8 protein-coding genes are annotated in these 6000 nt (G+C 26.8%); 6 read left to right on the top strand and 2 right to left on the bottom strand.

Going from position 1 to position 6000, the window contains the following annotated elements; all coding sequences use genetic code 11:
* On the top strand, nucleotides 1–184 hold a 184-nt coding region (locus BUA62_RS03275; protein ID WP_143148313.1), incomplete at its 5' end, for a diguanylate cyclase domain-containing protein.
* A 44-nt stretch (nucleotides 185–228) separates the two neighbouring features.
* Here the strand turns inward: BUA62_RS03275 and BUA62_RS03270 are convergent.
* Entirely contained in the window at nucleotides 229–1332 is a 1104-nt protein-coding gene (locus BUA62_RS03270) for an alanyl-tRNA editing protein (protein WP_072863403.1), read from the bottom strand.
* A 10-nt stretch (nucleotides 1333–1342) separates the two neighbouring features.
* Complete coding sequence (locus BUA62_RS03265; RefSeq protein ID WP_072863401.1) at nucleotides 1343–2053, bottom strand: M48 family metallopeptidase; 711 nt, start codon at nucleotides 2051–2053, stop codon at nucleotides 1343–1345.
* Nucleotides 2054–2216: 163 nt separating this feature from the next.
* On the opposite strand from BUA62_RS03265, the gene BUA62_RS03260 reads away from it, so the two are divergent.
* The 5 genes from BUA62_RS03260 to BUA62_RS11650 all read left to right on the top strand — a co-directional run bounded on the left by BUA62_RS03260 (nucleotide 2217) and on the right by BUA62_RS11650 (nucleotide 5943).
* Nucleotides 2217–2960, top strand: coding sequence for an ATP-binding cassette domain-containing protein (locus tag BUA62_RS03260; protein ID WP_072863399.1), 744 nt, complete (start codon nucleotides 2217–2219; stop codon nucleotides 2958–2960).
* Nucleotides 2957–3916, top strand: a complete 960-nt coding sequence (locus BUA62_RS03255) for a SufB/SufD family protein (protein WP_072863397.1) — start codon at nucleotides 2957–2959, stop codon at nucleotides 3914–3916. The genes BUA62_RS03260 and BUA62_RS03255 overlap by 4 nt, the downstream gene beginning before the upstream one ends.
* 113 nt (nucleotides 3917–4029) lie before the next feature.
* On the top strand, nucleotides 4030–4635 hold the full coding sequence (epsC, locus tag BUA62_RS03250; protein ID WP_072863395.1) for a serine O-acetyltransferase EpsC: 606 nt from the start codon (nucleotides 4030–4032) through the stop codon (nucleotides 4633–4635).
* A gap of 79 nt (nucleotides 4636–4714) precedes the next feature.
* Nucleotides 4715–5374, top strand: a complete 660-nt coding sequence (locus BUA62_RS03245; protein WP_072863393.1) for an ABC transporter permease — start codon at nucleotides 4715–4717, stop codon at nucleotides 5372–5374.
* An 11-nt stretch (nucleotides 5375–5385) separates the two neighbouring features.
* Nucleotides 5386–5943 (top strand): ATP-binding cassette domain-containing protein, encoded by a 558-nt coding sequence (locus BUA62_RS11650; protein ID WP_200782288.1) that lies wholly within the window; start codon nucleotides 5386–5388, stop codon nucleotides 5941–5943.
* Nucleotides 5944–6000 lie beyond the last annotated feature (57 nt).

The following is a 6000-nucleotide window of genomic DNA, read 5'->3' as shown; positions in this document are numbered from 1 at the left end:
GAGGAAAGAGTTAAATTTGATGGATATAATTCGAAAAACTATTGAATCAACTACATTTAAATTTAATGATAACAATATAAAAATAACAATAAGTATAGGTTCTACTATTTATAAAGAAGGAGAAAACATAGATAATTTTATATCAAGAGCAGATAATAATTTATATATAAAGCAAAAGAATTAGGAAGAAATAATGTGGTTTTTGAATAGCCAGAACAAAAGTTCTGGCTATAAGTATTTTTTAATATCTTCGATTTTTATATTTCCGATAAGGCTTCCGCGATTCACGCCTCCACCGCCTTTTATTTCTGAGTAATCGTTTTTAATATTGTTTATCAATTCTTTGCAATTTACAATTCCAGATGAGATTTCTAATCGATTATCTTTTTTTACTATATATAAAACTTCATTCATAGGTAAAAATTTTGGTAAATAATTTACAAAATCTTCTTCGGTTTCTAAATAAATAAACTTTATATTATTAATACTTTCTGCTTTTGAAAAAATATCTTTGGCTATTAATTCAGCATATTTTTCGTTTAATTTTTCATATTTTGATTTGTATTCTTTCATTTTATTTAGAGTTTCTTCTACTCTTAATGGAGTATCCTCAATTTTTGCCGTTAATAGATTTGAGATATTTTTTGTAATTTTTATTCTCTTATCATAATCATTTATGGCTCTGAATCCAGCTAAAAAATACAATCTTGTAAGATTTCCTTTAACTTTTTCTTTTGATATTATTTTTACTAAACCAATTTCACCAGTATTTTTTACATGAAATCCACCACATGGGTTTATATCAAAATCACCAATTTTTATTAATCTGATTTTTCCTTGAATTTTGTCACTTAAAGGTTTTCGGAATTTAAATCTTGCTATTTCATCTTTAGTAATAATTATTTCATTTACATCCAAACATTGTTGAATTATTTTATTGGATAAAATTTCTACATCTTTTTCAATGTTTTCAGGAAGATTAGGTATTTCTAAATCTATGGTGGTATATTCTTCCGCTATTCTAAAACCTACAGTATCTAAGTCAGCAATTTGTTCAAATGCTGCAGAAAGGATATGCTGAGCAGTATGTTGTTGTGCAATCATTCTTCTTCTTTTAAGATCTATTTCAGCTTCATATTTACCAGGTTTAATCTCTTTATCAATTAAATGATAAAATTTGTTATTTTTATATTCAACAAATAAAACATCAGCAGAGCCTATTTTTCCTCTATCACCTAATTGTCCGCCTTTACCATCTGGATAAAAAGGACTTGTTTCAGAAATTGCATAAATTTTATTTTTTTCTTTAATAATATCAATAATATCAATCATATGACACCTCCTATAATGTTAATTTGTTGCCATTTTCTCTAAACCATTTTTTTGATTCTTGATAATCATTACAATATATTGATACATAATCCCAAAATTCTTTTTGGTGATGCTTATATACTATATGAGCTAATTCATGAACAATAATGTAATCTAATTTTCTCATTGGAGCCATTATAATTCTAAAGTTAAAACTCAAATTATTTTTCCCAGAACAACTTCCCCAACGTGTTTTCTGATCTCTTATATACACCTTGCCATATTTTAATTTCATCAGTTTAGAATAGTACTCTAATCTTCTATTTATAATCTTTTTTGCTTCATTTTTATACCATTTTAATATCATTGTTTTTTTTAATTCTGTATTATCAAAGAATTCTTTTTTTAAAGAAATATATAGGAAACCATCCTGGATACCAATATCATAATTTCCTTCGATAGTAATTAATTTATAATTCTTTCCCAAAAATAAAAATTCTTCTCCACTTTCATATTTTCTTTTTATTAAGGGTTTCTCTTTAAATTTCATCATCTTTGAAACAATCCAAATTCTTTTATCAAAAACAAATTTTTTAATTTCAAAATCTGGTAGCCATTTTGGTGCTTTAACTAAAACCTCACCAGTTTCATCAATTATAATCGAAAGTGTTTTTCTCCTTGATTTAATTATTTTATAAACTATATCAAAATACTCAGTTTTCAACATATATTGATTATTCATAAGAACCACCTCTAATATATATTCAGTGAGAATTATAACATATTAATACTTTTTTTACAAACTCTTATTTTTCAGGCATTTTATATCAAAAAATTTTACAATAATTTGATAAAATTATAATGAATATAAATTTCGTATATTGATATGTTGAGGAGGAAGCAAAATGCTCGAATTAAAAAACATAAGTTTTAAAACTGGTACAAGAAAGATACTTGAAGATATTTCTTATAAGTTCGAAGATGGTAAAATTTATGCCGTTTTAGGAAATAATGGTGTTGGAAAATCTACATTAGCAAGAATAATAATGGGATTGAATGGATATATTGGAAAACATGGTGGTCAAATAATTTTTAACGGTAAAGATATCACAAATCTTAATATAACAGAAAGAGCAAAACTTAGAATAACAATGGCCTGGCAAGAGCCTGTAAGATACGAAGGATTAGGGGTCAGAGAATATTTAACTTTAGGTAAGAGAATAAACTTAAGTGATTCTGAATTAATAGAAATATTGAATTTAGTAGGATTAAATCCCTTTTATTTACATAGAAAAGTAGATAAAACACTATCTGGTGGAGAAAGAAAAAGAATTGAATTGGCTTCACTAATTATTTTAAAGCCTAGATTCGCAATTTTTGACGAACCAGATTCTGGTATAGATATGATGTCAAATATTATGATTGAAAGGATATTTAAAATAATAACCTCAACTGGTGGAACTGTTTTAAGTATAACACATAGAGAAGAAATAGCTGAAATTGCTGATGAAGCTTTCCTTATTTGTTCTGGAAAAATAAAAGCTGAAGGTGATCCTAAAAAAGTTTCTGAAGTTTACAAATCTACATGTGATAACTGCGCTCATATAAATGTTCCAGTTGAATTCACAGAAGACGAGGTGAAATTATGAATATAGAAAAAAACTATGCAAAAGAATTTGAAATGATTGAAAAAGCATATGAGCAAGCTGGTGGTGATATTAGCAATTTATTAAGCAAAGACATAGTATCTATAATTATAAGCGGAGATAAAATACTTGGTAAAAATACAGTTGATGGTATAACTATAAATGTTAAAAGTGCAGAAAATGGAAAAGTTGAATATGAAATGATAATAGAAGACAATTTAAAACTTGATAAACCTATACACATGTGTGTTGGTTTTCTAAAAAAACAGGGAGAACAATATATAAAATCCACATATAAAATTGGTAAAAATTGTGACATAAAATTTTTATCACATTGTTCATTTCCGTTTGGTAAAATTCATCATAAAATGGAATCAGAAATGTATATTGATGAAAATTCAGTTGTATTTATGGAAGATGAACATTTTCATAATGAAAAAGATGGAATATTCTTAGAAACATATTATTATACAAAAGTTTCAAAAAACTCTGTTTTTGATAGTAGATTTAAATTAACAAAATCAAGAGCAGGAAATTTGAAAATTCATATGACTGTTGATTTAGATGAAGATGCAAAAGCGCTATTAGAATCAAAGGTCTGGGGAAAAAATGACGATAAAATTGAAATAAAAGAAATAGTAAATTTAAATGGTGAAAAATCTTCTGGAATTGCAAAAACATATGTTTTTGCTCAAGACTCAACAAATGCAGAAGTTATCAATGAAGCTTATGGTAATGCGCCATATTCAAAAGGACATATTGAATGTACAGAAATCAGTAAAGGTTCAAATGTTCATGTAAGTACCATTCCAATTTTGAGAGTAAATAATGATTTAGCAGAATTAACTCATGAAGCTTCTGTAGGAAGGGTTAATCCACAGCAATTAGAAACATTAATGGCAAAAGGACTTAATGAAGATGAAGCGACAGAACTAATAATTAAAGGTATTCTAAAATAAAAACCCGTATGGGTTTTTATTTTTATCTTTTTTTAACATAAAACTTGATAAAAATCATCTAATTTTATGTTATAATAAATACGATAAAACCACTCGCATTTGGAGGGAAAACAATGAAAATAATAATAAATGCTATTTTGGATTTTTTCAATATATTTATTTACTTAAATCAAGATCTAAATGAATATTTAAAGAAGGATCCTGCTTCAAAATATAAAATAGGTGTAATACTTTTTAATACAGCTTTTCATGGATTAGTTTTCTATAGAATTTATCATTATTTTTATAAATATAAAATCTATCCTATTTCTTATTTTTTATATATGATAAGCAAAATATTATATTCTATGGATATACATCCTGCTGCTAGGCTAGCTCCTGGTATTGTCATTGACCATGGAATAGGGATAATAATAGGATCAACAGCCACAGTTGGGAGTGGCACTTTAATATATCATCAAGTGACTCTTGGGGCAAAACATATTAAAAAAGGTAAAAGACACCCTGATATAGGAGAAAATGTGATTATAGGAACAGGCTCTAAAATATTAGGAGATATTTCAATAGGAGATAATTCTGTTGTCGCGGCTAATTCTGTTGTTTTAGAAAATATTCCATCTAATTGCCTTGTTGCTGGAATTCCAGCAAAAATAAAAACTTTTGAATATAATCAAGATAAAATTTATGAAATAAATCATAATTTTGATTTTGTTATATGAATATAAATATTAATATAAAATTGAAATTATTATAATTTTCTGATATAATAAATATGATATCAGAAAAGTTGGTGGAACAATGTCATATTTAACTTATTTGTCTTATAATTATGAAAAGATAATAAAAGAATTAATAAATCATATTCGTATAATTGGAATTGCGTTACCTTTTGCTGTTATAATCGGCATTGGAATAGGTTTCATTGTTTCTAGAAATCAAAAAATGTCTAAAATTGTATTATATATTGCAGGGATTTTGATGACAATTCCAAGTCCAGCATTATTTGGTATAATGGTTATACTTCTTGCTCCTTTCCATATGGGTTTAGGAAGACCTCCTGCTATTATTGCTTTAGTAATTTATTCACTTCTTCCAATGATTAGAAATACTTTAGTTGCAATTCATACTTTGGATAAAGGTATTATTGAATCTGCACGAGGAATGGGAATGAATGAAAGGCAAATTTTATTTAAAATAAAATTGCCACTTTCAATTCCAATTATTATGTCTGGAATAAGAAATTCTGTTGTTATGGGTGTCGGAGTTGCAACTATAGGATATTATATTGCAGCTGGAGGTTTAGGATATTTTATTTTTGTGGGGTTAAGTAGAGGAAGATATGAAATGATTATCACAGGTGTAATTTTGTTGGCAGTTTTAGGAGTTGGTCTTAATTATATTATGCTAAAATTTGAGGAATTAATCACACCAAAAGGTTTGAAAGTTAAGCTTAATTAATGGAGGACATTATGAGTATTGAATTAAAAAATGTGTCTAAAAAATATAATGATAAATTTGCAGTAAAAGATTTGAATTTAAAAATTGAAGATGGAAAAATAACAGTTTTGATAGGGCTATCTGGGTGTGGAAAAACAACCACATTAAAATTATTGAATAGATTAGTGGAAAGAAGTGAAGGAGAAATATTTTTTGATGGTGTTTCGATTGATGATATTGATAAAATTCAGTTGAGACGAGGGATAGGTTATGTAATTCAAGAAATTGGATTATTTCCTCATTATAATGTTTTCGATAATATTGTGGTAGTTCCAAAGCTTTTGGGTTGGAACAAAAGAAAGATAAAGGAAAAAGTAAAGGAACTTTTGGAACTTGTAAATTTAGATTATGATTCAGTAGTTAATAAATATCCTTTAGAATTATCAGGTGGTCAAAGGCAGAGAGTAGGTGTAGCAAGAGCATTAGCAGCAGATCCAAAAATTTTGTTGATGGACGAACCTTTTGGGGCCATAGATCCGATTAATAGAGAAATTTTACAAGATGTTTTGTTGGATATACAAAATAAATAAAAAAAAACAATTGTCTTTGTTACACATGATATAAGAGAGGCAATTAAATTAGGAGAT

Origin of the sequence: Marinitoga hydrogenitolerans DSM 16785 (assembly GCF_900129175.1) — a bacterium.
GTDB classification, from domain to species: domain Bacteria; phylum Thermotogota; class Thermotogae; order Petrotogales; family Petrotogaceae; genus Marinitoga; species Marinitoga hydrogenitolerans.
Note: the sequence above shows the minus strand (reverse complement) of the source record. Positions and strands in the feature narration are given on the sequence as shown.

Coding starts and splice junctions, on each gene's coding strand:
- BUA62_RS11650 (WP_200782288.1), top strand. CDS start 5,386: ATGAGTATTGAATTAAAAAATGTGTCTAAAAAATATAATGATAAATTT.
- epsC (WP_072863395.1), top strand. CDS start 4,030: ATGAAAATAATAATAAATGCTATTTTGGATTTTTTCAATATATTTATT.
- BUA62_RS03255 (WP_072863397.1), top strand. CDS start 2,957: ATGAATATAGAAAAAAACTATGCAAAAGAATTTGAAATGATTGAAAAA.
- BUA62_RS03245 (WP_072863393.1), top strand. CDS start 4,715: ATGTCATATTTAACTTATTTGTCTTATAATTATGAAAAGATAATAAAA.
- BUA62_RS03270 (WP_072863403.1), bottom strand. CDS start 1,332: ATGATTGATATTATTGATATTATTAAAGAAAAAAATAAAATTTATGCA.
- BUA62_RS03265 (WP_072863401.1), bottom strand. CDS start 2,053: ATGAATAATCAATATATGTTGAAAACTGAGTATTTTGATATAGTTTAT.
- BUA62_RS03260 (WP_072863399.1), top strand. CDS start 2,217: ATGCTCGAATTAAAAAACATAAGTTTTAAAACTGGTACAAGAAAGATA.